This window comes from Paraburkholderia atlantica, assembly GCF_009362785.1.
GTDB classification, from domain to species: Bacteria; Pseudomonadota; Gammaproteobacteria; order Burkholderiales; family Burkholderiaceae; genus Paraburkholderia; species Paraburkholderia atlantica.
This window is the reverse complement of the sequence record NZ_WHNQ01000002.1, coordinates 38,905-60,355: the sequence shown is the minus strand read 5'-3', so window position 1 is coordinate 60,355 and position 21,451 is coordinate 38,905. Positions and strand designations below refer to the sequence as shown.

General features: G+C 66.0%; 24 protein-coding genes. 13 read left to right on the top strand and 11 right to left on the bottom strand.

Annotated elements, in window-relative coordinates:
- Positions 1-131: 131 nt before the first annotated feature.
- The gene (locus GCT19_RS02600) at positions 132-749 is read left to right on the top strand and encodes a TetR/AcrR family transcriptional regulator (RefSeq protein ID WP_013089638.1); all 618 of its coding nucleotides are present in this window, start codon (positions 132-134) and stop codon (positions 747-749) included.
- Positions 750-834: 85 nt separating this feature from the next.
- On the opposite strand, the gene GCT19_RS02595 is transcribed toward GCT19_RS02600, so the two are convergent.
- Positions 835-1,047: a hypothetical protein gene (locus GCT19_RS02595; RefSeq protein ID WP_018435575.1), complete on the bottom strand. Its 213-nt coding sequence runs from the start codon at positions 1,045-1,047 to the stop codon at positions 835-837.
- Between the two features lie 266 nt (positions 1,048-1,313).
- On the opposite strand from GCT19_RS02595, the gene GCT19_RS02590 reads away from it, so the two are divergent.
- Positions 1,314-2,381: a LysR family transcriptional regulator gene (locus GCT19_RS02590; RefSeq protein ID WP_152850957.1), complete on the top strand. Its 1,068-nt coding sequence runs from the start codon at positions 1,314-1,316 to the stop codon at positions 2,379-2,381.
- A 31-nt stretch (positions 2,382-2,412) separates the two neighbouring features.
- Here the strand turns inward: GCT19_RS02590 and GCT19_RS02585 are convergent, their stop codons facing one another.
- From GCT19_RS02585 to GCT19_RS02560, 6 genes are all read right to left on the bottom strand, one after another.
- Positions 2,413-2,643, bottom strand: coding sequence for a DUF2795 domain-containing protein (locus tag GCT19_RS02585; protein WP_013089635.1), 231 nt, complete (start codon positions 2,641-2,643; stop codon positions 2,413-2,415).
- 192 nt (positions 2,644-2,835) lie between these two features.
- Positions 2,836-3,090 (bottom strand): hypothetical protein, encoded by a 255-nt coding sequence (locus GCT19_RS02580; RefSeq protein ID WP_026228712.1) that lies wholly within the window; start codon positions 3,088-3,090, stop codon positions 2,836-2,838.
- 216 nt (positions 3,091-3,306) lie between these two features.
- On the bottom strand, positions 3,307-4,644 hold the full coding sequence (locus tag GCT19_RS02575) for a C45 family autoproteolytic acyltransferase/hydolase (protein WP_018435578.1): 1,338 nt from the start codon (positions 4,642-4,644) through the stop codon (positions 3,307-3,309).
- A gap of 152 nt (positions 4,645-4,796) precedes the next feature.
- On the bottom strand, positions 4,797-6,530 hold the full coding sequence (locus GCT19_RS02570; protein WP_321576741.1) for a ClcB-like voltage-gated chloride channel protein: 1,734 nt from the start codon (positions 6,528-6,530) through the stop codon (positions 4,797-4,799).
- 112 nt (positions 6,531-6,642) lie between these two features.
- The gene (locus GCT19_RS02565; RefSeq protein ID WP_152850956.1) at positions 6,643-7,380 is read right to left on the bottom strand and encodes a glutathione S-transferase; all 738 of its coding nucleotides are present in this window, start codon (positions 7,378-7,380) and stop codon (positions 6,643-6,645) included.
- A gap of 202 nt (positions 7,381-7,582) precedes the next feature.
- Positions 7,583-8,662, bottom strand: coding sequence for a YeiH family protein (locus GCT19_RS02560; RefSeq protein ID WP_152850955.1), 1,080 nt, complete (start codon positions 8,660-8,662; stop codon positions 7,583-7,585).
- A gap of 137 nt (positions 8,663-8,799) precedes the next feature.
- Here GCT19_RS02560 and GCT19_RS02555 point away from each other — a divergent pair, with 137 nt between their 5' ends.
- The 8 genes from GCT19_RS02555 to GCT19_RS02520 all read left to right on the top strand — a co-directional run bounded on the left by GCT19_RS02555 (position 8,800) and on the right by GCT19_RS02520 (position 16,672).
- Positions 8,800-9,690, top strand: coding sequence for a LysR family transcriptional regulator (locus tag GCT19_RS02555; protein ID WP_152850954.1), 891 nt, complete (start codon positions 8,800-8,802; stop codon positions 9,688-9,690).
- 168 nt (positions 9,691-9,858) lie between these two features.
- Entirely contained in the window at positions 9,859-10,653 is a 795-nt protein-coding gene (locus GCT19_RS02550) for a sugar phosphate isomerase/epimerase family protein (protein WP_152850953.1), read from the top strand.
- Between the two features lie 86 nt (positions 10,654-10,739).
- Positions 10,740-11,723, top strand: a complete 984-nt coding sequence (locus tag GCT19_RS02545) for a sugar kinase (RefSeq protein WP_152850952.1) — start codon at positions 10,740-10,742, stop codon at positions 11,721-11,723.
- A 123-nt stretch (positions 11,724-11,846) separates the two neighbouring features.
- The gene (locus GCT19_RS02540; protein ID WP_018435585.1) at positions 11,847-13,136 is read left to right on the top strand and encodes an MFS transporter; all 1,290 of its coding nucleotides are present in this window, start codon (positions 11,847-11,849) and stop codon (positions 13,134-13,136) included.
- Positions 13,136-14,101, top strand: coding sequence for a 2-hydroxyacid dehydrogenase (locus GCT19_RS02535; RefSeq protein WP_152850951.1), 966 nt, complete (start codon positions 13,136-13,138; stop codon positions 14,099-14,101). The genes GCT19_RS02540 and GCT19_RS02535 overlap by 1 nt, the downstream gene beginning before the upstream one ends.
- A 54-nt stretch (positions 14,102-14,155) precedes the next feature.
- Positions 14,156-15,229, top strand: a complete 1,074-nt coding sequence (locus GCT19_RS02530) for a LacI family DNA-binding transcriptional regulator (RefSeq protein WP_152850950.1) — start codon at positions 14,156-14,158, stop codon at positions 15,227-15,229.
- 84 nt (positions 15,230-15,313) lie between these two features.
- On the top strand, positions 15,314-16,210 hold the full coding sequence (locus GCT19_RS02525) for a YhfC family intramembrane metalloprotease (protein WP_152850949.1): 897 nt from the start codon (positions 15,314-15,316) through the stop codon (positions 16,208-16,210).
- 96 nt (positions 16,211-16,306) lie between these two features.
- Positions 16,307-16,672, top strand: a complete 366-nt coding sequence (locus GCT19_RS02520; protein WP_018435589.1) for a DUF3022 domain-containing protein — start codon at positions 16,307-16,309, stop codon at positions 16,670-16,672.
- A gap of 18 nt (positions 16,673-16,690) precedes the next feature.
- Here the strand turns inward: GCT19_RS02520 and GCT19_RS02515 are convergent, their stop codons facing one another.
- The gene (locus GCT19_RS02515) at positions 16,691-17,128 is read right to left on the bottom strand and encodes a PGDYG domain-containing protein (RefSeq protein WP_152850948.1); all 438 of its coding nucleotides are present in this window, start codon (positions 17,126-17,128) and stop codon (positions 16,691-16,693) included.
- A gap of 112 nt (positions 17,129-17,240) precedes the next feature.
- Positions 17,241-17,762, bottom strand: coding sequence for a Spy/CpxP family protein refolding chaperone (locus tag GCT19_RS02510; protein ID WP_013089620.1), 522 nt, complete (start codon positions 17,760-17,762; stop codon positions 17,241-17,243).
- 308 nt (positions 17,763-18,070) lie between these two features.
- On the opposite strand from GCT19_RS02510, the gene GCT19_RS02505 reads away from it, so the two are divergent.
- Entirely contained in the window at positions 18,071-18,529 is a 459-nt protein-coding gene (locus tag GCT19_RS02505) for an Lrp/AsnC family transcriptional regulator (protein WP_152850947.1), read from the top strand.
- 258 nt (positions 18,530-18,787) lie between these two features.
- Positions 18,788-19,885, top strand: coding sequence for a saccharopine dehydrogenase family protein (locus tag GCT19_RS02500; RefSeq protein WP_041734636.1), 1,098 nt, complete (start codon positions 18,788-18,790; stop codon positions 19,883-19,885).
- Between the two features lie 110 nt (positions 19,886-19,995).
- Here GCT19_RS02500 and GCT19_RS02495 read toward each other — a convergent pair whose 3' ends face one another.
- Entirely contained in the window at positions 19,996-20,577 is a 582-nt protein-coding gene (locus GCT19_RS02495; protein WP_321576740.1) for an AAA family ATPase, read from the bottom strand.
- Positions 20,574-20,720, bottom strand: a complete 147-nt coding sequence (cydX, locus tag GCT19_RS02490) for a cytochrome bd-I oxidase subunit CydX (RefSeq protein ID WP_026228716.1) — start codon at positions 20,718-20,720, stop codon at positions 20,574-20,576. Before cydX ends, GCT19_RS02495 begins: the two co-directional genes overlap by 4 nt.
- 258 nt (positions 20,721-20,978) lie before the next feature.
- Here cydX and GCT19_RS02485 point away from each other — a divergent pair, with 258 nt between their 5' ends.
- The gene (locus GCT19_RS02485; protein ID WP_152850946.1) at positions 20,979-21,440 is read left to right on the top strand and encodes a hypothetical protein; all 462 of its coding nucleotides are present in this window, start codon (positions 20,979-20,981) and stop codon (positions 21,438-21,440) included.
- The last annotated feature ends 11 nt before the right edge of the window (positions 21,441-21,451 follow it).

The window sequence follows — 21,451 nt, the reverse complement described above, 5'->3', positions numbered from 1 at the left end:
CGAAGACCTGCACGCCGCTTCATGCTAATGGCATACAAGTATGGCTTTGGATGACGAAATGCATTCTAATACACTCCTGTATCTGAATGTATAGATGGATTTGAATTCTTTTGGATGCTAGGCTTGCGGCCATGAAACGTCAAAGACTGACACGAGAGCAAAGCAAGGACCAGACGCGGGGGCGGCTGCTCGATGCTGCGCAGGCAACCTTCATGAAGAAGGGCTTCGTTGCGGCGAGTGTCGAGGACATCGCGGCGGCGGCCGGCTATACGCGCGGCGCGTTCTATTCGAATTTCCGCAGCAAGACCGAGCTGTTTCTGGAGCTATTGCGGCGCGATCACGAAGCGATGCAGGCGGGACTGCATGCGATCTTCGAGAGCGCGGCGTCGCGCGAGGAGATGGAGGCGCGCGTGCTGCGCTACTACAGCTCGCTGCATCGCGAGAACAAGTGTTTTCTGCTGTGGGTCGAGGCGAAGCTGCTGGCGGTCCGCGACGGCCGCTTCCGGCTGCGCTTCAACGCGTTCATGCACGAAAAGATCGAACAGTTGAGCGCCTATGTGCGCGAGTTCTCAGAGCGCGTGGGCACGCCGATGTCGATGCCGCCCGAGCAGCTCGCGATCGGCCTGATGGGTCTGTGCGACGGCGTGCAGTTCTTCTACACGGTCGATCCGCAGAATGTGCCGACGGAGATGGCCGAAATGGTGCTGGCGGGCTTTTTCTCGCGCGTGGTGTTCGGGCGCGATGCGTGACAGTGGGCGTCGAGCCCGCAGGAGCGGATGTGAAAACGCGCGACTCCGGCGGATCGCGCGTCGGATACGGCTAAAACCGCAAAGATCAGTCGACCGGCAGTTGCGCGCAGGCTTCGGCGGCGGGCGCCGTGCACGCGAACGCGTATTGGCCGCTGGCGTCGAGGAAATTTGCCCCGGCGTGCAGCGCGACCTTGATATCCGGGCAGCGCTCGTAAGCGATATACGCCGAGCTGGCGGCGGCCGACCAGCAAACCAGCGAAAACGCGATTTTTTCGAGCAGATGAAAACGATGTGGCATGGCGATGTGGCGGTAATTTCCTTCGGCCGCTATCTTACCAGTAGACTAGGGTTTATACCTAGATAAAAGCCACAATAGACGCGGCAATAGTGGCGAGATCGACACGCCACGTCGAATCTGACCGGAATGTCATGTCTGGGTCAGGGTTGGGACATGTCCGATAGCTAGAATCGGTTGGGTTGGGCAGGCCCGCGCCCATGCGGCGTGGGTCGATACAGGCGGCAACAATTGCGCCGGCCCGGCTTTACCGAGGCAGGAGTGGTCCCATGAATCAACTGCAGTCGATGCGCGTGTTCGTCAAGGTGGCGGACCTCGGCAGTTTCGTTGGCGCGGCGGGCGCGCTGGATTTGTCCACCGCGGTCGTCACGCGGCACGTCGCGGATCTCGAAGCGCGGCTCGGCACCCGCTTGCTGAACCGCACGACCCGCCGTCTGTCGCTGACCGAATCCGGCGCGACCTATCTGGAGCGCGTACGTCACATCCTTGCCGATCTGGAAGGCGTCGAGCAGATGGTGGTGGCGCGCAATCACGAGCCAGTCGGCACGCTGCGCATCGTCGCGCCGGTCGTGTTCGGACTGCATAGTCTCGCGCCGGTCGTGCAGTCGTACGCGGCGCGCTACCCGGACGTGGTGCCCGACGTCACGCTCGCGGACCGCCACGTCGATCTCGTCGAAGAGGGCTTCGACGTCGGTATCCTGGTTGCGCGGCAGATGCGCAGCGCGAGCATCGTCACGCGGCGGCTCACGACCGGCTACATGACGGTGTGCGCGACGCCCGAGTATCTGGCGCAGCACGGCACGCCGAAACGCCCCGAGGATCTGCTCAGCCATTCGTGCCTAAGCCGGCCGACCGATCAGGGCGGCGGCGAGGAGCGCGTGTTCAGCGGGCCGGACGGCGAAGTGCGGGTGCGGCCGACCAACGCGATCGCGGCGAACAACGCCGAGATGCTGCGGCAGTTCGCGCTGCTGGGCATGGGCGTGGCGATTCTGCCGAGCTACCTGATCGGGCGGGATCTGGCCGCCGGGCGGCTCGTGCGTCTGCTCGACCAGTACAGCCTGCCGCCCATCGAAATCACGATTGCGTATCCAAGCCGGCTGCATCTGCCGGCGAAGGTACGGACGTTCATCGATCATCTGGTCGAGCATTTTCAGCCGGAAAGCGCGCATGCGCGAGATTCGCGTAGCGCGGCGCTGGTGCGGGCGGTAGCGCAGGTGAGCGGGTCCGACGATCACGCCGCGCGCGACATGGCCGAAGACGCGCTCGAAAGCACCGGCACGACACGCCGTGTGACACGGGTGCCGCGCACGCGGATCGCGGCGTCGTCGCAGTTCTGAGGGGTGAAGTGACGCGTGTGTGAATCCGGCTTCAGATGCCTAAGCCCGGACCATAATTGCCGCCGATCAGACGCGTGACCGACTCGATGTCCACATAATCCTGCTCCGGCATGCTATCGAGCATCGCCAGCACCTCGTTGCTCGCGCCGGCTTCGCGCGCCGCGTCGACGAGCGCGTCCTTGTTGGTCGGAAATTTGACTTCGCTGAGAAGATCGGCGATCTGCAGATCGATCGATTCGCCGGGGATGTCCGAGGCGGTCATGCGCATGCTCCTGTCGAGCTCGAGTTAGTCACGTTGTTATTGCCGCCGCGAAAAGCCAGCGCCTCGCCGCGATGAGTTTCTCGCAGTGTGTCGCAATCCCGCGCGCATCGCCACCCCATCTTCATGACAGCCGGCGCAACCCGGGCGAGCGCGCCGTCGCGGCCGCGCCATCGCCCGCCGTTGCAGCCGCGCTCACGTGGTCAGATGCTCGTGCTGCCCGGTCAGGCTGCGTTCCAGATGTCGGGACTTCGGCAGCGCAATATGCTCCCAGTGCTGCGGACGGCCCGCATCGGCGCTCGCCACGTCCGGCGCAGGAGGCGCGACCGGTGCGGCGTCCACGCGTTGCGCAAGCGTAATGGAATCCTTGCTGTCCGGCGCGGTATGAACCGGCGCGGCGAAGCACGAGGCTGACAGCGTCACCATGATTAACAGTGTCGAGGTTTTCATCGCCCGACCTCCTAAAGCTCATGCGGCGCTGACAATCGAGCAAACCCTGTGCCGTCCCGCGTCGAAAGGACGGTGCAAGCCAAGGACGGCGTCACGCTGCGCAGCCCAAGCTCCTTACCATCTTAGATGGCAAATACTGCAAAGCGCGCACATTTGCGACAAAACCGTATTGAAGATTCCATCATCGCACGAACCGGCACGCGCGTCCGCCATGCGTTAGCGCAGCACGTCGAAGCGCGTCCACGGCCATGACGGCCGGTCGCGCATATAGCCGTTCAGCCAGTTCCACTGTGGATGCCGCTTCATGAACGCCTGCGCGTCGAACGGCCGGCCGCATGGATGCCCCCAGCGCGCGGTAAACGCCATCTCGCGCGCCATTTCACTATCGACCACCTTGCCGTCGTTCGCGCCCCACGGATTGAACGGGCCGTGATCGGTGCCGCCGAAGCGCGCGTCGTCGAGCTCCAGATGGCCGCAGATCGTGCGCGAGCACGGGTTGTCGTTGCGATCGAGATAGACGTCGTGATGATCGGCGATCATCTGCTTCGCGAGTTCGACGTCGATACTGCCGCGATGCATTTCCTCGAGCTGCATGAAACGCAGACGCCGCGCGCCGTTCTTGCGCACGTCGGTATAGTCCTCGCCTTCGCCGATGCATTCCTGGTTGCGGATCTTCAGATCCGTCGCGGTGTTGTAGCCGCTGTAGAAACCATCTTTGGTGGTTTCGAAGCCCGAATAGTGCAGCCCGAGTTCGTAACGCGCGATCTCGCCGGTCTTCGTGTCGCCGAGCAGCCAGCTGTTCGCGTAGCCGCCGTTGTTCGCGAGCGAAAACATGTCGCACCATTCCTTGATGCTGTTCGCGTATTGCGACGCGCGCCGCGAGCGATAGAACTCGGGCGCGCCGGCCGGGTTGTAGCCCGCGAAGTTTGAAATTGTCGTTTCGGTGATCATCAGGCCGGCCGCCGTGACCCAGAAATCGGTCAGGCTCGAGATGCAGCCCGGCAGGCCCTGCATCAGGATGCGGTTGCCGCGGTCGGGCACGATGTCGAACACGACGTTGAACGCGTCGCCGGCCGCATAGCGGTCCCACGAGTTGTGCGCCATCACGATGCGGCCGTCGCGCGTCGCGTTGCCGGTCGCGATGAACGCGCTGCAATGGTGGCCGCGCCGCCCGCGCCACAGTTTCGCGCCCAGATGCGGCTGCGCCTGGGCCGCATGCGTCGGCCACCAGCTTTGCAGCAGATCCATGTAGCCGTTCCACGCGAGCACTTCGGCGAACGGCAGCTTCGCGCCGTCGGCGATGCCATGGATTTCGTCGGCGAATTCGGTGTCGAGCTTGCTCGCGAACTGGCTCGTCGCGGCGTTGACGAAGGTGTCGAACTCCTCGCCGGTGTCCCACCTGGCGAGATAGCGCGCGGTGCGGATCGCGTTTCTGATTTCGTCGGCGAGCAACTGGCCGTGCTGCTCGCCGCGATCGTACGGCTCGCCTTCGATATGCACGAAAATCCAGCCGGCCTGATCGCGGCGTACGGCCTCGGGGGACGGTTCGCTCATCTTCGCTCCGACTATGCGGCGGATAGGGCGGGCGCTTTCGCTGCGCCCATGCCGGGCTCACGCGTGCCGGCCGCATGAGGGGCCGGCGGTCTGTCCATTGTAGAGAATCCGCGGCGCTTTGCATCGCGCGCCGCGAAGCTCGCGCGAAGGTGCTAGCGCGACGGATTCATGCGGAAGTACGCGTCGAGCAGCGAGGTCTTGTAGACGACGCCGGCGAGCTTCGGATGCGCGGTGCTCTCGATCACCGGCAGCCGCTCGCCCTGGAACGCCATGAAGTGCTGCAGCGCGACGGCGAGCGACATGTCCGGCGTCAGCACGTCGAAATGCGGCTGCAGATAGTCGGCGGCGGTTTTCATCGACGTGTCGGTCCGATCGAGCAGATCGGACGTGATGTCCTTCAGCGCGACCACGCCGAGAAACGCGCCCGAGTCGTTCGCGACATACAGATACTTGACCGGATATTCGAGGAACACGCGCGTCATGTCGTGCACGGTCGCGTTCGGCGGCACGACGGTCTGCGCGGGGCGAATCAGCTCGCGCATCTGCGTCGCGCGCAGCCGCGTGCGTTCCTGCTCCTCGCGATTGCGGCGCAGCGTGATCTCATACATCGAGGTCTTGCCGATCGCCCGCGCGATGAAATACGCGACCACGCACGACACCATCAGCGGCAGCACGACCTGATAGCTCAACGTCATCTCGAAGATCATCAGGATCGCCATCAGCGGCGCCTGGGTCGCGCCCGCGAGGAACGCGCCCATGCCGACCATCGCATACGCATAAGCGGCCGACGTCGCATCCGGCCACAACGCGTGCATGCCTTGGCCGAACAGCGAGCCGACCGCCGCGCCGACGAACAGGGTCGGCGTGAACACGCCGCCGACCGCGCCGGAGCCGGCCGTCGCCGCGGTTGCCGCGAGCTTGCAGACCAGCACGAGCACGAGCGCGGACCACGTCCACGGCGAATGCAGGATCGAGTTCACGACGCTGTAGCCGTTGCCCCAAACCTCGGGCTCCGCGACCGAAATGATGCCGACCACGAGACCGCCGATTGCGAGCCGCACCGGCAGCGCCACCGGCAGCTTGCGAAAGGTCCGCTTCGAGGCATCGAGCAACCGCAGGAACTGGGGCGCGGCCGCGCCGCACAACGCGCCGAGCGCGACGAACAGCAGCACCTCGGGACCGGTTACGGTCGGGAACTCCGGCATCTCGTAGGGGGGCTTGTAGCCAGCGAATTCGCGCATCGTGATGTTTGCGACGACCGCCGCGACCACCACCGGCCCGAAGCTCTCCATCGCGATCGAGCCGAGCACGATCTCGGTGACGAAAAACGCGCCCGCGATCGGCGCGCTGTACGCGGACGTGATACCGGCCGCCGCGCCGCACGCGACGAGCAGGCGCAGCCGCGGCGGATCGAAGTGGACCCAGCGGCCGATCAGCGACGAGGCGAGCGCGGCGAGCTGCACCATCGGACCTTCACGGCCGATCGAGCCGCCGCTCGCGATCGTGAACAGCGACGACACGCTGCGCCACAGGCTCAGGCGCACCGGCACGGCGCCGTCGCCGATCGCGACGGCTTCCATGTAGTCGGAGTGAGGGTGCCTGTCGGCGTGACGCTGCGCGATCAGCAGAAACACGCCGGCGACCAGACCGCCCGCGGCCGGCACCCAGATGCGCACGGTCCACGGCAGGCTGCGCGCCGTTTCGACGAAGCTACCGGAGTGACCGGTGATCGCCAGTTGCAGCAGTTCGATGCCCTTGCGAAACGCAACGGTGGCGAACGCGCCCGCAATGCCGACGACGACCGACCACATCAGCATCGTGTGGGCATCGGAGAGGCGGAAAAGGCGTTGGGCGCGGGTGCGCAGCTTCAGCAGGAATGAAAGCACGTCGACGGTACGGGGCGTGATGGAAGGTTGAAAAACGCGCGCCGCAACAAAAGCGCGCCCGCCTCGAATGGCGGGCGCGCGGCGGCGAGCGGGCGGGGGCGGGCGGCGCGCTTCAAGTCGCCGCCTTGTCGAGTTCCGGGTAGTGCCGGAAGACGCAGCTTTCGTTATGGTCGATGCGCCGGTCCGAGTCCAGATACGCGGCGATGTTCGGTCTGGCGATCACCCGGTCGTGCAGCGCGGCGAGCCGTGGATAGTGTTCGCCGAAGCGCTTCAGCGCGCGCGGAAACGCATACAGCAGACCGTCGATCAGCTGGAACATCGACAGATCCACATAGGTCAGCGCGTCGCCGACCATGAAATCGTCGCCAGCCGGATTCTGCGCGAGCACGCGCTCGAAGTACGACATGAACTTCGGAATCCGATGGTCGATGAAATCGTGCGCGCGCACCTTCGCCGCGTCTTTCTGCTCCTCGTAGTAGAGGCCGCTCGCAAGCGGATGGTGGGTGTCGTGCGCTTCGGTGACGACGTCGGCGATCGTCAGTTGCAGGCCGTTCGCGACGTAGCGCAGGCTCTCCACCTCCGGCGCGAGCTTCAGACGCGGGCCGAGGTAGAACAGGATGTTGGCGGTCTGCGCGATCACCAGATCGCCGTCTTTCAGAAACGGCGGCGCGAACGGCGGATACGGCTCGTCGGGGCTGTCCATCACGGCCATCATCGCCTCGGTGCCAAGGCCCTTCGAAGGCTTGCCGCGCGCGACCTCGACATAGTCGACGCGGGCTTCCTCCAGCGCGAGCCGCACGAATTCGCCGCGGCCTTGCAGGCCATCCCAGTAATACAGTTCCAGGCTCATCGATCGATCCTCATTCCGGTCGCCGGGACGCGTCGCGGGAAGGCGGTTTCACCGCTGCCGTCGGACCGTGCGCACAGGCGGGTTGTGGGAGCAAAGTTCGCAGCAACGAGTATGCCGTGTGAGCGGGCCGGATGGGGCGCCAGAAAGCCCAAAACCCCGCGCGCGGCGGGGTGTCGGGGAAGGGGGCGAAGCCGGCGACGGCTTAGCGGACCAGGTGCTGGACGGTCCATGTGATGCCCAGTCCGCCCGCGATCAGCCACACATACAGAATCAGGCCCGTGGTCAGCGCGCGAGGACCCGCTTCGCGAATCTGCGAGATGCGCGTTTCCATGCCCAGCGCGGTCATCGCCATCGTCAGCGCGAAGGTGTCGAGCAGGTTCAGCGACGAGGTGGCGCTTTGCGGCAGCACGTGCAGCGAGTTGATCGCGACGCAGGCAAGGAAGCCCAGTGCGAACCAGGGGATCGCAAGCTTGCGCGGGGCGGCGCCATCCGTGCTGCCATCCTTCGCGCCGCGCGCCGCGCGGTTCACCCACAGGCCGACCACCAGCAACACCGGCACGAGCAGCATCACGCGGGTCATCTTGACGATCGTCGCGATGTGCGTCGCTTCCGGACTCACGTTGCTCGCCGCGCCGACCACCTGCGCGACCTCGTGGATCGTGCCGCCGAAGAACAGACCGGCGCCGACCGTATCGAGATGCAGCCAGCCTGCGTTGAACAGCACCGGGTACAGAAACATCGACAGCGTGCCGAACAGCACGACAGTGCCGACCGCCATCGCGCTCTTGTGCGGCTTCGATTGCAGAGTGGATTCGAACGCGAGCACCGCGGCCGCGCCGCAGATCGCGCTGCCGGCCGCCGTCAGCAGCGCGGTGTCGCGATCGAGCTTCATGATCTTGATGCCGGCCCAGGTGCCAATCACGAGCGTACTGACGACGATCAGCACCGATTCCGCGAGCCCCGGCAGGCCCACCTGGGCGATTTCCTGCAGGCTCACGCGCAGGCCGAAGAACGCGACCGCGATGCGCAGCAGCTTGCGCGCCGAGAAGTTGACGCCGGCCGCCCAGCTGGCCGGCATGTTGTCGCGCAGCGCGTTGCCATAGATCGCACCAGCGACGATGCCGACGATCAGCGGACTCAGGCCAAGACCGGCAACCGCCGGAATCGCGGCGATGCGCGTGACGGCGGCGGCAAACAGCGCGACGAACAGCACGCCATTGAGCTGGCCGCGAGTGGACAATGCGGGGGAGGCGGCGGTGAGCGGGACGGTCGGTGTAGACATGATCGGGTGCCTGACTTCGTAGCGAACTTGCACGGAACTGCATGAGCAGCAATGGGGCTAATCCTAAATTAGATATATCGATATGAAAAATCGTGATTTAGAATGTGAAGTATCGGTTCAATGGATATTTCATCGAAATGACCCCGGATCAGCTTATAACGTTCGCGGCCGTCGCTGAGCATCGCAATATCAGCCGGGCGGCGGTGGCGCTGCATCTATCCCAGCCGGCGGTGTCGGGACAGCTGCGGCAATTGCAGGACGAGTTCGGCGAGCCGCTGTATCAGCGCGATGGCCGCGGCGTGCGGCTGACGCCGGCCGGCGAGCAGCTCGCCAGCTATGCGGCGCGGCTGCGCGACACCTGGCGGCAGGCGCATGCGTATCGCGACGCGCTGCGCGGTCTGGAGCAGGGCACTTTGCGGATCGGCGCGAGCACGACGCCGGCGAGCTACTTGCTGCCGTACCTGATCGCCGAATTCCATCGGCGCTTTCCGGACGTCACCGTGCATACCGCCAACGGCAACACGGCCGAGATCGTCGGCGCGCTCGGCTCGGTCGACATCGCGATGATCGAGGGTCCCGCCGGCGCCGATCTGCCGCCGGACACGGTCGTCCATGCGTGGCGCGAGGACGAGATCGTCGCGATCGTGCCGCGCTCGCATCCGCTCGCGCAGGCGGACAACGGCGGGCGCATCGAGCTGGCCGCGTTCGGCGCGTATCCGCTGGTGTTGCGCGAGGAAGGCTCGGGCGTGCGGCAGACGGTCGAGCGCGAGTTCGCGCGCGCGGGCGTGCCGATGCGCGTGGCGCTCGAGATAGCGGGGGTCGAAGGCGTGAAGGAAGCGGTGCGGGCAGGTATGGGCGTCGGCTTCGTGTCGGCAATGTCGATGCGGCACGAGAACGGTGCGCTGCGGCTGATGTCGCTGAGCCCGCAGCCGCTGACGCGGCGGCTGTCGATTCTGGTGCCGCATGCGAGCGCGCCCTCGCGGGTGGTCGAACGGTTTCTGGCGATGTGCATCGCGGACGAGGGCTGACCGCAGCGCTGGCAGCATGGGCCCGGCGCGCCTGGGGATTTCCTCTATGGTGCGCGGTGGCTGTCCCGCGCACTATTCGCACATCGCAGCGCCTCGGCGCTTTTTTTCGAAGTGCGGTTGGAACCGGTTCCAAAAGCCGGTTTCGCATCAAGATTGAGTGAGTTGGACATGGCTGATGCAGTCGAGATCGTGATCGTCGCCAGCGCGTTCGGTGTGAACGCCGTGCGCGCCGACGGCCATCTGAAATGGGCGCAGGCCGCGAAGCGGGCCGGCGCGGCGGGTTTCGAAGTGCGCCGCGAGCTGTTCGCGAGCGACGCGGACACGGCCCCGCAACGGCTGCGCGCGCTCGGCGCGGCGTTGGGCGATCTCGGGCTGTGGTCGGTGTTCTCGACGCCGGCATCGTTGTTCGCGACGGACGGCGAACTCGATACCGGCGCGCTGCGTCTGGCGCTCGACGAAGCGGCCGCGCTCGGCGCGCGCTTCGTCAAGCTGCAACTCGGCGGCTTCGCGCGCGAGGCTCACGGTGCGGCGATCGTCGCGCAGCTGGCGAGCGGCTCGGGCACCACGCGCGGCGCGCACCCACGGCTCGTCGTCGAAAACGGGCAATTGGCGCAGGGCGGCTCGCCCGCACAGTTCGTCGGGCTGTTCGACACGCTCGCGCGTGAAGGCCATGCGGGCGCGCTCGGCATGACTTTCGATATCGGCAACTGGGCGTGGCTCGACGTCGCGCCGCTCCAACTCGCGCCGCAGCTTGCGCCGTACGTCGAATACATCCATTGCAAGACCACGACGGGCGAGGGCGCGCGGCGCTTCGCGACCGCGCCGGCCGACGATGACGCTACCTTCCGCGCGGTCCTCGACCGACTGCCGCGTGATGTGCCGCGCGGCATCGAGTTTCCGTTCGACCCGAGCCGGATCGATGCGGATGCCGCGCGCTATGTGAACTGGCTGGCGCGGCTATAGGCCCGCGACGCGGCAACCGAAGCAGCAAACGACGCATCCCACGCAACATCAATAATCGGCATCAAAAGCACCACCAGGAGCCCAGCATGACCCACCCGTACCCCGCCCTCGACGTGATCACCTACGGCGAAGCGATGGCGATGTTCGTCGCCGCCGAAACCGGCCCGCTCGCGGGCGTCGGACACTTCACGAAGCGCATCGCCGGCGCGGATCTGAACGTCGCGATCGGCTTGTCCCGACTCGGCTTCAGGGTGGGCTGGATGAGCCGCGTCGGCGACGATTCGTTCGGCCAGTACGTGCGCGACACGCTGACGAAGGAGGGCATCGACCAGCAATGCGTGAGCACCGACGCGCGGTACCCGACCGGCTTCCAGCTGAAGTCGAAGAACGACGACGGCAGCGACCCGGCGGTCGAATACTTCCGCAAAGGCTCCGCGGCGAGCCATTTGTCGCTCGACGACTACGCCGCCGACTACGTGCTGCCCGCGCGTCACCTGCATCTGACCGGCGTCGCGCCGGCGATCTCGGCGAGTTCGCGCGAACTCGCGTTCCATCTGGCCCGCGAAATGCGTGCGGCAGGCAAGACGATTTCGTTCGACCCGAACCTGCGCCCGACGCTGTGGCCGTCGCGCGCGGCGATGGTCGAGGGATTGAACGCGCTGGCTGCTCACGCCGACTGGGTGCTGCCCGGCATCGGCGAGGGAGAGATTCTGACCGGCTACAGGCAGCCGGAGGACATCGCGAAGTTCTACCTCGAGCGCGGCGCGCGCGGCGTGATCGTCAAGCTCGGTGCGCAGGGCGCGTATTACCGCACCGCGACCGACGCCGCCACGGTCGCCGGCCGGCCGGTCGCGAACGTCGTCGATACGGTCGGCGCGGGCGATGGTTTCGCGGTCGGCGTGATCAGCGCGCTACTCGAAGGCCGCACGCTCGCGCAGGCGGTCGCGCGCGGCAACCGGATCGGCGCGCTCGCGATCCAGGTGATCGGCGATTCGGAGGGCTTGCCGAGCCGCGCCGAACTCGACGCGCTGGAACTGGCCGAGGTGCCGGGCATCGCGAGCGCGGCCTGACGCGAAGCGGACTGCATCGATCGCGATGCATCCGCGCCCAGCATCGACGACAACAAGAGCGCCCGCAGCGCGCCCAGATTTTTTCATCATTGATTCGGGACGACGCCGTCCAAGGAGACTTTCATGACCACATCACTTGCGATTCGCCGCTGGTGGACGATCATGCCGATCGTGTTCATCACCTACAGCCTCGCGTATCTGGATCGCGCGAATTTCGGCTTCGCGGCGGCGGCCGGCATCAACCAGGATCTCGGCATCAGCAAGGGGCTCGCGTCGCTGATCGGCGCGCTGTTTTTCCTCGGCTATTTCTTCTTCCAGATTCCGGGCGCGATCTACGCCGAGCGCCGCAGCGTGAAGAAGCTCGTTTTCTGGAGCCTCATTCTGTGGGGTGGCTGCGCCGCATTGACCGGCATGGTCAGCAACATTCCGTCGCTGATGGCGATCCGCTTCGTGCTCGGCGTCGTCGAAGCCGCGGTGATGCCGGCGATGCTGATCTTCATCAGCAACTGGTTCACGAAGAGCGAACGCTCGCGCGCGAACACATTCCTGATTCTCGGCAACCCGGTCACGGTGCTGTGGATGTCGGTCGTGTCGGGCTACCTCGTGCATTCGTTCGGCTGGCGGCAGATGTTCATCGCCGAGGGCGCGCCCGCGATCCTCTGGGCGGTGTGCTGGTGGTTCCTCGTGAAGGACAAGCCCGAGCAGGTGTCGTGGCTCACGCAGCAGGAAAAGGACACGCTCGCGCAGACGCTGCGCGCCGAGCAGGCCGCGATCAAGCCGGTGCGCAACTACAGCGAGGCGTTTCGCACGCCCGCGGTCATCAAGCTGTGCGCGCAGTATTTCTGCTGGAGCATCGGCGTGTACGGTTTCGTGCTGTGGCTGCCGTCGATCCTGAAGAACGGCTCGTCGATCGGCATGGTCGAGACCGGCTGGCTGTCTGCGCTGCCGTATGCGGCCGCGACGATCGCGATGCTTGCAGCTTCATGGGCATCGGATAAACTCAACCGCCGCAAGGTGTTCGTGTGGCCGTTCCTGCTGGTCGGCGCAATCGCGTTCGCGGCGTCGTACGGGCTCGGCTCCGCGCATTTCTGGCTTTCGTATGCGCTGCTCGTGATCGCGGGCGCCGCGATGTATGCGCCGTACGGCCCGTTCTTCGCGATCGTGCCGGAGTTGCTGCCGAAGAACGTCGCGGGCGGCGCGATGGCGCTGATCAACAGCATGGGCGCGCTCGGTTCGTTCGTCGGCTCGTACGTGGTCGGCTATCTGAACGGCGCGACCGGCTCGCCCGCGGCATCGTATGCGTTCATGAGCGTGGCGCTCGTCGCCGCGGTGATCCTGACGCTCGCCGTCAAGCCCGCCGCCGCCGAACAACGCGACTCCGCTCGTCCCACCGTCGCAAGGAAAATTAGCTGATGAACAAGATCGTCGCCTGGAAGTCGCTGCCCGAGGATGTGCTCGCCTATCTGCAACAGCATGCGCAGGTCGTGCAGGTCGATCCGTCACAGCATGATGCGTTCGTCGCCGCATTGCGCGATGCCGACGGCGGCATCGGCGCGAGCGTGAAGATCACGCCGGCGATGCTCGAAGGCGCGAGCCGGCTGAAGGCGCTGTCGACGATCTCGGTCGGCTACGACCAGTTCGACGTCGACGACCTCACGCGCCGCGGCATCGTGCTCGCACACACGCCGGACGTGCTGACCGAATCGACCGCCGATACCGTGTTCTCGCTGATCCTCGCGTCCGCGCGGCGCGTCGTCGAGCTGGCCGACTGGGTCAAGGCGGGGCAGTGGCGCACGAGCATCGGGCCCGCGCAGTTCGGGCTCGACGTGCAGGGCAAGACGATCGGCATCGTCGGGCTTGGGCGGATCGGCGGCGCGGTCGCGCGACGCGCGGCGCTCGGCTTCAACATGAAGGTGCTGTACACGAACCGCAGCGCGAACCGCCATGCGGAAGAGGCGTATGGCGCGCGCCGCGTCGAGCTGGCGGAATTGCTCGCGCAGTCCGATTTCGTCTGCCTGCAGGTGCCGCTCACCCAAGAGACGCGGCATCTGATCGGCGCGGCCGAATTGCGCGCGATGAAGAAGAGCGCGATCCTGATCAACGCGTCGCGCGGCGCGACCGTCGACGAACCGGCGCTGATCGACGCGTTGCAAAACGGCACGATTCACGGTGCGGGCCTCGACGTGTTCGACACCGAACCGTTGCCGGCCGACTCGCCGTTGCTGTCGATGCCGAACGTGGTCGCGCTGCCGCATATCGGCTCGGCGACACACGAGACCCGTCATGCGATGGCGCTCAACGCGGCGCAAAACCTGGTCGCCGCGCTCGACGGCACGTTGACGACCAACATCGTCAACCGTGAAGTCCTGGCGAAGTGAATCGCCGGGCGGCGCGCAAGCTGCCGCCCTCGCACCGACACGAGCGATCAGCGAATGAGCACGACCCCGCCCGGCACGCCACCCAATCCGCCGCCTGCGCCGACGCGCCGCGCGACGATCACCGATGTCGCGCGCGAAGCCGGCACCGGCAAGACCAGCATCTCGCGCTATCTGAACGGCGAGTTCAGCGCGCTGTCGCCCGAGCTGCGCGCGCGCATCGAAGCCGCGATCGCGCGGCTCGACTATCAGCCGAACCAGATGGCGCGTGGCCTCAAGCGCGGCCGCAACCGGCTGATCGGGATGCTGGTCGCCGACCTGACCAATCCGTATTCCGTCGAAGTGCTGCAAGGCGTCGAGGCCGCCTGCCACGCGCTCGGATTGATGCCGCTGATCTGCCACGCGGCGAACGAGGTCGAGATGGAGCGGCGTTACCTGCAACTGCTGACCACGTATCGCGTGGAAGGCGTGATCGTCAACGCGCTGGGCGTGCGTGAGGAGACCTTGCGGCCGGTCGGCGACGGCGGGATTCCGGCGGTGCTGGTCGATCGCCGCGTGGAGGGGCTGATCGCGGACATGGTCGGTCTCGACAATGGCGCGGCCGCCGAGCTTGGGACGCGGCATCTGCTCGAACGGGGCTTCGAGCATATCTGGTTCGTCGTGCAGCCGTTCGAGCGGGTCAGCTCGCGGCGGCTGCGCGTCGAAGCGTTCGATCGCGCGATGCGCGACGAGGGCCGCGCGCGCGGTCGTACGCTAGTACTCGATCTCGCCGATGAAACTGCTGTCGAGCGCGGCCTTGCGGAGCTGGATGGTGCGATCGACTCGCTGGACGGGGCCGGCACCGCCCCACGGGTCGCGCTGTTCGCGGCCAACGCACCGGTCGCGTTGCGCCTCGCGCTCCACCTGAACGCCCGTTACGGCGCGCACTGGCAGAGCCGCGTCGCGCTGCTTTCCATCGACGATCCGGATTGGGCCGAGCTCGCCGGCATCACGACGATTCGTCAGCCGACCTATGACATCGGTTATCGCGCGGTCGAATTCCTGCACGAGCGCATCGAAGGCGCGCTGACGGGCGCGCGCGACTGCCTGTTGCCCGGCGAGCTGATCGTGCGTGCGTCGACGGCGCGCTGATTTCCGGTCAATCTGCGATCATTCGGGGCTGCGGCGCGCAGCGGTTGCGCGCCGGGGATTGCAAGGAACCCCGCAAGGATACTCATGGTCGTGCCACCGCTTACCCTCGCGAGCCTCGCGCTCGCCACGCTCGTCATCGCCGCTTTACCCTTTCTGATTTACCGGCAGTTGCACCGTCCGCTCGCGCTCAGGCCGCGTGATGCGATCGCCGGCGTCGCGGTGTTCGCGCTGTTCGCGATGGTGATCGAGCGGGCGCTGAACGACTATCTGCTGCGCGGCAACGCGGCGACGGCGGCGTTTCTTTCGCAGCCGCTAGCGTTCGTTGTCTACGGAGCGCTGGCCGCGGGCGTTTGCGAGGAAGTGGGGCGGTTCTTCGGCATGCGGCTGCTGATGAAGCGCGCGGCGACGCAGCCGGCCGTGTGCAAAAAGTCGAGCGTGGACGCGCCCACCGGCGTGGCTGCAAGCGTGGGGGGCAGCACCGCCGCCAGTGCGACCGCCGACAAGCGCACCGCCGCGTTGCGCGCCGACGATGGCACCGCGCTGAGCTACGGCCTCGGCCACGGCGGCGCGGAGGCGTGGATGGTCGGCGTGCTCGTGCAGATCCAGTGGCTCGTGTTCGCGGTGCTGGAAAACCGCGGACGGCTCGGCGATTACCTCGGCAATCTGCCGGCCGAAGCCGTGATGCGCGTGCATCTGATTCTCGCGAGCCTGACGCCGCAGCTGGCTGGCATTTTCGCGCTCGAACGCGTCGCGGCGCTGGTGTTCCAGATCGGCCTGTCGGTGCTGATGTGGCGCGGCGTGCGGGGCGGCTCGCGCGGCATCCTGCCGCTCGCGATCGTGGTGCACGCGCTGATCGACGCGCCCGCAGCGATGACGCAGGCGCGGCTGCTGCCGCTCGCGGCGGTCGATACGATCTATGCGGTGGCGGCGGTGTTCGTCGCGGGACTGTTGATCCGGAGTTACCGGCGACCGGCGGCGTGAACGGATGAACCGCTGGATCGCAGGCGCCTCGCTATCCCTCCGGCGTTTCTCTAAAATGCGCCTACGTTTCAGGATCTTCTTTTCCCGGCAGCCTTCATGGAAGCTTACCAATACGACTGCGCGCATCCGGAGTTCGACGAACTCGCGCGCGTCATCAGCGATCTGTTTCCCGAGCAGACGCAATTCATCGAACGTGCCGCCGACAATGGCACGCCCACACTGACGATTCACTGGGTAGCGATGCGCTTCGGTTCGACCGCGCGTCGTATCGAGATGACGGTCGCGATCGCGCCTGCGGCGCTCGCCCGTTATCGCGCGATGCCGGCGCGGCTGCGTGGCCGCAGCTTCGCGGTTTTGCGCGCGTACGTCGAAGCGAGCCTGGGCTCACTCGAAGAAATGTACGCGAACGGCGAGGCGGTCCCGCGCGAAGTCACGGTCGAGCTCGGCGACGAGTTCGCATGAAGCGCGGGCGAAGCGGATTCAGCCCGCCAGCCGATACACCTTCGCGAAACGCGCGGCCTGCACGACACCATAGTCGCCGGGCGCGTACTGCATGACCCAGTCGCCGGCCGCGCCGTGCAGCACGTCACCGCCGCTCGCCGAGCGCGCGAGCGAGAAGGGCTCGTCCATCCGGCGGGCAAGCACGACCGCCGGCCGGTTGCGATATGCGCCGGCTTCGCCGAGGGCGAGCGCCGCATTGGCGGGCAGGTACTTCGCGTCGAAGCGCTCGCGCGACACGACCCAGCGGTCGCCGGTCGAGCCGGTGATCAGCGCATCGCCGCGCACATAGTGGTTTGGACCTTCGAGGCTCATCAATTGGCCTTCGGCGGCGGCGAATTCGACGCTCACCGTTTCGTCCTTGACGACGCGTTGGGCGTGGGGATCGTCACGCAGATCGAGATTCCTGAGTTCGGTCATGAAGCGGGTGGGAGATTAGAAGGTGGGCGTTGCGGCGAGACTCGCCGCTTTGCGAACCCGAATCATGCCAGATGCCCGCAACGGGGCAACCCCCGCCGCGGGCGCTCTTTCGTTACGGCTTGACGGTCGCGTCGCTCGCGGCTTCGGCCGCGGGCTTGCCGCCCTTGCCCTTGCCATGGTGGCCGCGCTGATGACCCTCGGGACCGCCATGGTGGAACGTCGCATCGGCGAGCTTCTTCTGCTCCGGCGACAGGCTGCTATACAGCGGCTCGAACGCATCGACGAGCTTCTTCATGCCGTCCGCGTGCGCCTGCGCAATCGTTGCGTACTGTTTCATGTCGTCGAGCGCGCTCACGTTGGTGGCGGCCTTGCGCTGCTCGAACAGCTGGCCCATCGTTTCGCCGTTGCTGCGCATCACGTCGGCGAACGCCTTCCATTGCGTTTCCTGCGCGGGCGTGATCTTCAGTTGCGAATGCAGATAAGCGATACGGTCTTCGACGTTGCGTTCGTGACCGGCCTTGGCCGTGGAAGCCGTTGCCGTGGTGTCCGGTGCCGAGGCCGGCGCGGCTGCGGTTTGAGCGAACGCGCCGCCCATCGAAACGGCCGTAGCCAGCATAACCAGTGCTTTTTTCATCGAAACTCCTGATGTCTGTTCGTATTGAGACTCGGCGCGCGGCGTGCGACTCGCCTCGCGCCAGCGACGAATAGCGGCGCACCGCAACCGGCTGCCGCATTCGCCCGTCGCCGCTATTAGTAACACGATATGCCTGCAATGCGGCTTCTGTGCGACAAACGCTTACAACCGAAACGAAAGGGAAACGGCTCGCGCTTGAGCGGCAAGTGCGCCGACAAGCTGCGTCGAGGACGCCCGTGACACAGCGCCGCTGCCCGCGCAGACGCGCGATAATCCGCGACATTCCCTACCAACTTCCCGCCCCTTCGATGAGACCTCCGCGCCTCGACCAACTCGACGACCTCGACCGTAATCTCGTTGCACTGCTGCAAGCCAACGCGCGCGAGAGCGTCGCGAATCTCGCGCGACAGCTCGGCGTCGCGCGCACGACCATGATCGCGCGGATTGCGCGGCTCGAACGCAGCAACGTGATCGCCGGCTACAGCGTGCGGCTGGGCCAGGACGTGCTCGATTCGAGCATCGTCGCGTATGTCGGCATCATCATCGCGCCGAAGCACGGGCCGGCCGTGCAGAAGCGCCTCGGCAAGATGCCCGAAGTGCAGTTGCTGTGCGCGGTCAGCGGTGAGTTCGACTACGTCGCATGGCTGCGTGCCGATTCGCCAGAGCGGCTCAACGACCTGCTCGATCAGATCGGCGGCCTCGAAGGCGTCGAGCGAACCACGACGTCGATCATTCTGGCGCGCAAAATCGACCGCGGCACGGTGTGAGTCGGCGCCCGGCGTAACCTCTTCGCGAGTGCTTCGATAGTCCGTCGTTTACGCGTTTTTTACGCGTTTTCGACGAATCGTTTGACCCGTTCGTCAGAACGTCGAACCTGATGGTCATAGCGCAGCATTTTGCGCGTATGAACTGTTTTTGCTTCTTCCTACACTGTCATTCAAGGGTTCGGCCCGCAGGCGCCGCGTGCGATACGCGGCGCACTTCCCCAAGCTCGGAGACAGCACATGGATAACAAGGAGAAGCAGATGAAAGTAGCTATCGTTGGCGCAGGTCTGATCGGTCACACCATTGCTCATATGCTGCGCGAGACGGGCGACTACGAAGTCGTCGCGTTCGACCGCGATCAGCACGCACTCGACAAGCTCGCCGCCCAGGGCATTCCGACCCGCCGCATCGATTCCGCCGACGCCGCCGTGCTGCGCGCCGCGATCCAGGGCTTCGACGTGCTGATCAACGCGCTGCCGTACTACCTCGCGGTGAACGTCGCATCGGCCGCGAAGGGCGCCGGTGTCCATTATTTCGACCTGACCGAGGACGTACGCGCGACCCACGCGATCCGCGCGATCGCTGACGATGCCGATCACGCGTTCATGCCGCAGTGCGGTCTCGCGCCCGGCTTCATCGGCATTGCCGCGCACGAGCTCGCGAATCGCTTCACGGAGATCCGCGATGTGAAGATGCGCGTCGGCGCGCTGCCCGAGTTTCCGACCAATGCGCTGAAGTACAACCTGACGTGGAGCGTCGACGGCCTGATCAACGAATACTGCCAGCCGTGCGAGGCGATCCGCGACGGCCGAACGCAGTGGGTGCAGCCGCTCGAAGGCCTCGAGCATTTCTCGCTCGACGGCACCGAGTACGAAGCGTTCAACACGTCGGGCGGGTTGGGCACGCTGTGCGAGACGCTGGCGGGCCGCGTCGAATCGCTCGACTACAAGTCGGTGCGCTATCCGGGTCATCGCAATTTGATGCAGTTCCTGCTGGAGGACCTGCGTCTGTCGAGCGACCGCGATACGCTGAAGACCATCATGCGCCGCTCGGTGCCGTCGACCGCGCAGGACGTCGTGCTGGTGTTCATCACCGTGAGCGGCATGCGCGACGGTCAGCTCGTGCAGGAGGTGTTCACGCGCAAGATTTTCGCGAAGACCGTCTGCGGCGTGCCGATGAGCGCGATCCAGATCACCACCGCCGGCGCGATGTGCGCAGTGCTCGATCTGTTCCGCGAGCGCAAGCTGCCGCAAAGGGGCTTCGTGCGGCAGGAGCAGGTGTCGCTCGGCGAATTCCTCGCGAACCGCTTCGGCAAACTGTACGAAGGGCAGTCGCTGGAGGCGATGGTGACGGTTTGAGGTTCGAATAGCTCGCGCCAAATAAAACTCCCCGTACGTCACTAACGTACGGGGAGTTTTCGTTTTTCAGCGGATCAGCGGGGCCGCGCTGCACCGCACTCGCGTAGCCGTCACCCAGCCACGATTTGCGCAACGAGCGCTTGATAGTCCGCCGAACTGGGCGCGGTATTGTCGAACATCAGCAGACCCTCGCGGCTCGCGCCGCTCGGCTCGAAGCGCCGCCGCCGGTAGTCGTCCCAGTGCGCGAGCTTGTACGCATCGTTGGGATCCGCGCGCGCGACGATCCGCTGCCGCGCCACGTCCTCCGAGGTCCGCACCCATACGACCCGCAACTTCACGCTTGGCGCGACGCCGAGCCACGCATGATCGAACAGCCGCCGCTCGCGCACCTCGCGCGACAGCGGGCCGACGACCAATGCGCTGACGCCGAGTTCGAGATTGTCGCGCGCGGTATCGATGAGGCCGCGATACTCGGGGTCGCGCAGATGCTGCAGGAAAAGAGGGCTATCGCGATCGTTCGGATCGCCGGTCACCATCGCCATCGCGGCCGCGCTATAGCCGCCGTACAGCGTGTCCTTATCGAGCAGGCAGAAGGGAGTGCCGCTCGCTTTCGTCAGCGGGCCGAACAGTTTTTTCGCCAGCGTCGTCTTGCCCGTGCCCGCATGACCGCAAAAGAAAACCAGAGAAGTCACGCAGGCTTGTCCTCACGCGGCGCGGCGGCCGCATCGGGGCGCGGGTCGCGCGCGAACTTGCCGTTGGTCTCGAGCCACATCACGTTGATGATGCCGAAGCCGAGCGCCACCCCGACGCCGAGAATCCAGGTGAAATACCACATCGCAGTCTCCTTGATCGTGCGTCCTGCGACGCGGATCGACAGGCTTGCCGGTAACCAACGACGGCCAGCCGTGAGCGCGGCCGCCTTCAACGATCATGAAGAAGAACGCCGCGCCATGCAAGAGGGCGCGGCGCGCGCTCCGTTCGCGTTGACTGGCGCAAGGTGCGCGCGTTGCTATGATGCGGAACAGTCGTGCGTACGAGCGCACCGCGTAGTCAGAAATTCGGCCCACCATCGAGAGCACCCGGGAGAACCAGCATGCCGATGCGCCTGTCTTGCCGCGGCCGGGCCGCACGCTGCCCCGCGTCGGCTGCATGCGTCGCGCTCAGCGTGCTCACGCTGGCCGGTTGCGCGTCGACGCCGGCCGAGCCGGTGCCGTTCAAACCGGTGCCGGCCGAGCGGATCGTCAGACAGGGCTATACGCAGCCGGGTCCCGGCCTCGTCGCGGTGGACGTGCGGCGCGAGCGTTCGCGCGACGTGATCGTGCGGTTCCGCGATGCGCTCGTCTATATCGACGGCGAGCGCGTGACCGACCTGATGAACGGCGAGCACGTGGTGTTCTATCTGCCGCCCGGCACGCATCGGATCGGCGTCTCGACGCAGTTCGATCCGGTCATCGAGCTGAACTTCATCGTGACGGCCGACCCGCGCTACACGAACCGCGCGTCGGTCACGTTCAACGACGATCATCGCATCGGCCTGCAGCGGGTCGCGCAGTAGCATGTCGTCGG